Genomic DNA, 2,255 nt, shown 5'->3' with positions numbered 1-2,255 from the left:
TCCACGAGGCCGGGGTTTCGGCTGAGGCCCCCGCCAAGGATGACGGCCTGGGGGTCGAGGACGTGGACCACTGATGCCACAAGCCGGGCCAGGACATCGAGGGCGTGGTCCCATATCCTGGCTACGTAGGGTTCGTCGCGGCGTTTCCAGAGGTCAGGCAGGTCACCCTCCACTCCGTCCCGGGCAAAAGCCTTTTTCAGGGCGTCGGCACCGAAGAGGGCCTCGGCGTGCCCAAGGGCTCCACAGCCGCAGGGGGCATCGCCGCCCACGGCCAGGTGCCCCAGTTCGGCCGCCTTGCCGTGGACTCCCAGGAGGAGGCGTCCACCCGAGACTATTCCCCCGCCGATGCCCGTTCCCAAGGTGAGCATGGCGAAGTCCGTCAGTCCCCTGGCGGCGCCGGCGGCCCACTCGCCCAGGGCGGCGCAGTTGGCGTCGTTTTCCAACAGGACTTCCCGGCCGCATGCCTGGGCGAGGGCGGACCTGAAGGGGTAGTTCACCATGAGAGGAAAGTTGGGCGCCTGGAGGACCCTTTCACGCTGGCCGTCGAGCATCCCCGGGAAGCCCACGCCGACGGTTTTCTCCGTCCCGTCGGGGTCCAGTTTGGTTACCAGGGCCACGATGGCGCCGATGACGTCACCGGGGGAACGGCTTTCGGGGGTGGGGACGGTGTTCCTCGCGGCCACCGAACCGTCCTCGATGAGGGCCCCTTTTATGAAGTGCCCGCCCAGGTCGATGCCCAGGGCCCTCATTCAAGGTCCTTCCACTTGCGGACCAGGTTGGGGTCGCTTTTGAGCGCCCTTCCGACGCCTACGAGGTCGCACTCGCCCCGGTCCAGGAGCCGCAGGGCCGTCTCGGCGGACCTGATGCCCCCGGTGCAGATGGTGGGGATGTCGCCGGCGGCGTCCTTGACGGTGCGGCAGTAGGGGGCGAACCAGGCCTCGCCGTGCCCGTCGTAGCCGCACATGTTGCCCGAGAGGTCCAGCAGGTCGAGGCCGACGGAGGAGAACTCCGACGCCACCCATCGGGCATCGTCGATGGTCTGCCCCACGGGATCGGCCCCAGGGAAGGTGTCGGCCATCCCCAGCCTGACGGCGACGACGAGTTCGTCGCCGACGGCTTCGCGCACCGCTTCGTAGACCTCGAAGAGCAGCCTGGCCCTGTTCTTGATGCTGCCGCCATAGTTGTCGGTGCGCCGGTTGGTCATGGGGCTCAGGAACTGGCCCAGGAGGTAGCCGTGGGCCGCGTGGATCTCCACACCAGCGTAGCCCGCCCTGGCGGCCCTGCCGGCGGCCTCGAGGAAGGTCACCGGTACCAGGGCGATCTCTTCGAGGGTGAGTTTGGCGGGCATTATGAGGGCGGTGGACCGGGGGTGCCTTATGGGTGACGGAGCCTTGGGAAACCGTTCATTTTGGAGAAGGTCCTCGTCCTCCACGTAGGAACCGGCGTGGTTCACCTGGACCAGCGCCGGGAGCCCGGCACCGGAGAAAAGCCCCGCCAGGTCTTGCTGATAGGGCAGGACCTCGTCGCGGTCGAGCAGTAGTTGGCGAAGGCGTGTCCTCCCCTCGGGGTGGACGGCGTGATGCTCCAGAACGGCCAGTCCGACGCCGCTTTCGGAGACGGGTTTGTAGTATTCCAGGGTTTCCATCGTGGGCAGCCCCGTGTTGGTGCACGAGAGCGACGCCATGGGCGGAGCCACGATCCTGTTTCGCAGGCGCTGGCCCCGGATTTCTAGGGGTTCAAAAAGAAGGGTCATGAAGGCATTCCTCCCATCAGACGTTGAATCTTATCTCTATGATATCTCCGTCCCGGACGATGTATTCCTTTCCTTCCAGCCCCAGGAGGCCCTTCTCGCGGCAGACGGCGTTGGAGAAGCCGCTGGTTTCGAAGTCGTCGTAGTGGACCACCTGGGCTCTGATGAAGCCCCTGGCGAGGTCGGTGTGGATAGCGCCGGCGGCCTCCAGGGCGGTACCACCCTTGCGGAGGGTCCAGGCCTTGACCTCGTCCTTGCCGATGGTGAAGAAGCTGATGAGTCCCAACCGGGAGTAAGCTTCGCGGATGAGCCGCTCCCTCCCGGGTTCCGTTATCTCCAGTTCGGCCATGAACTCGGCCTGTTCATCGGGGGGGAGTTCGGCCATTTCCATCTCCATGCGGCCGAAGACCTTGGCGAATCCCAGTCCCCTGTCGGAGGTGAGCTTCTCCATATCGTCATACCAGGGGAGGTCCGCCGAGACCTGGGTCTCGTCGAGGTTGAGGAC

The 2,255-nt window shown here is 65.8% G+C and carries 3 protein-coding genes; all 3 read right to left on the bottom strand.

Going from position 1 to position 2,255, the window contains the following annotated elements; genetic code table 11:
- Window positions 1-749, bottom strand: a 749-nt coding sequence (locus GX108_08550) for an ROK family protein (protein NLO57071.1), incomplete at its 3' end; no start/stop codon positions are given.
- Window positions 746-1,753: an NADH:flavin oxidoreductase gene (locus GX108_08545; GenBank protein NLO57070.1), complete on the bottom strand. Its 1,008-nt coding sequence runs from the start codon at window positions 1,751-1,753 to the stop codon at window positions 746-748. The genes GX108_08545 and GX108_08550, both read right to left, overlap by 4 nt.
- A 16-nt stretch (window positions 1,754-1,769) precedes the next feature.
- The coding region (locus GX108_08540; GenBank protein NLO57069.1) for a DUF933 domain-containing protein at window positions 1,770-2,255 on the bottom strand (486 nt) is incomplete at its 5' end.

Source organism: Thermovirga sp., from assembly GCA_012523215.1.
Classification (GTDB): domain Bacteria; phylum Synergistota; class Synergistia; order Synergistales; family Thermovirgaceae; genus 58-81.
The sequence above is the reverse complement of the archived record's forward strand: the minus strand, read 5'-3'. Positions and strand labels throughout refer to the sequence as shown.

Excerpts from the sequence above, each read along its gene's own strand:
- GX108_08545 (NLO57070.1), bottom strand. The coding sequence starts at position 1,753 with ATGACCCTTCTTTTTGAACCCCTAGAAATCCGGGGCCAGCGCCTGCGA.